General features: G+C 61.4%; 1 pseudogene. It reads right to left on the bottom strand.

The features are described 5' to 3' along the window. Window positions 1–1135: 1135 nt before the first annotated feature. Window positions 1136–1692, bottom strand: a pseudogene (locus EOA60_RS31810) (transposase); the annotation flags it as partial.

The raw sequence follows: 1692 nt of genomic DNA on the forward strand, positions 1-1692 counted from the left end.
CGCTTGTGCGACTGACAAAGCCCAATGCTCATAAAGCCGGATCAGGTCCGGCCGGTGTGTGGCGTAGGTGCAGTATGACGATGTGAGCCGCTACACCGTGCGCGTCTCCCAGTCTGTCCATAGGCTCGGAAGAAGTCGGACAGTTTGACATGGCCGGTCAGTTGCAACTCCCTTTCCCAACACTCCACTGCCCGGTAGAGCGCATGAAAAATCTCCTTTCGGGCGGTTTCTTAAGACGCTCGCCACGCCATGAGGCAGTGGGGCATCGGTGTCCGTCAGGTGCTTCTGCCCATGCAGGATTCCACAACATTGATGAAATCGTTTGTTTCGATGAAAGGCATCCACACTTTGGATAGTTGACCACGCGTTTCAAAGGTCGTGAACTACATCTCCTCGTTGTGCTCGACGCACTCCCGACAGAGCGCAACCTCATGGGCGCGGCATGCAAGATTAACCGAGCCCAGCCGGTCATGAGTGCGGCCGGCGCTCGGCTGCTCGATTATTTGCGCGATGAGCTCGCGACCATGTCCGCGGAGGTATTCAAACTTAACGCTGCGTCCGGGAGCTCTTGCCCTCCAGTTCGCGACGCTCTCCTGCCCATCCAGTGCTCGTTTATTTCGTCGGATAGATTGACCCGGCTCTACCGAATCGCCGCTTCAGGATCATTCTTTCCGATTTCGTCACGCTCGTATTTCTGCCGCGCCCTACACCGATTAGGCGCGAACAAACTGAGCGCCTTGGAACCCGAACCCGTGCGTCGTGACCGGGAGCATCCGGGGCGAACTCATGCGCTCGGGGGCATCGCATCACCGGACGGCGACAGGCACGGTCGACCGGCATCTCGGCATCGGCTGGGAATTCGTCCATGGTCTGCATTGACGACGCTTCCTGAGGCCACGTAGCTCTTATGCCAAGCTGGGCGCCCGGGTCGAGCGCGTAATGACGACAATTGCTTCGCTACAGGTCAAACGCTTTCCGGGCCACCTGCAAAGTCTTCACCCGGCCGTACAGCGCCCAAGACCACTGATGTGATCGACAAGAGCCTTGTTGATAAATCTGCGCTATTCTCCTGTCGCGCACGGACGACCGCGTGGCGAAGAGCAGGGTCCGAGATGAGAGCCCTGCCGCGCAGCTTCTATCGTCGCGCCTCGTTTGCGGCATCCGTGCCTACCCTCTTCGGACCTCGTGGGTTCCAACCGGCGGCGAGGCGTGCATAGGCGCCCTCGGCCTGCTCCACCCAGCGGCGCTCTTCTTCCCGGTGGCTCTTTATGTTGTAGGCGTGCGCGGCTCCCTTTTGGCCGCGCACAGCCTTGCTCCCGGCCTTGAGTTCCACATCGCGCAAGCTTCTTGGCATGCAGGGAGGGTCGAGCCCACGCGTAACTCTCGCCCTTCATCAACAGATGCCAGATCACGACAGAGAGTTTGCGTGCGGTTGCCACGGCCGCGACATGCTGTCCGCGCCGGGCTCGCACGCCGCAGGGAGAAGGCTCGCAACGGTCCGGGAGCACGAGCGGCCGCCCAGGCCGCCTCGACGAGCATGCCGCGCGCATGACCACGGCCCTGCTTGGTGATCCGCCCATGGTAGGCCGGACCTGGCCGGACTGTCGGACGCTTGGGTTCAACCCGAGATAGGTCACGAGCTTCTGCGGATCGTCGAAGCGCGACACGTCGCCGATCGCCGCCTTCATCGCC

It is taken from the genome of Mesorhizobium sp. M1A.F.Ca.IN.020.06.1.1 (genome assembly GCF_004023265.1).
Taxonomy (GTDB): domain Bacteria; phylum Pseudomonadota; class Alphaproteobacteria; order Rhizobiales; family Rhizobiaceae; genus Mesorhizobium.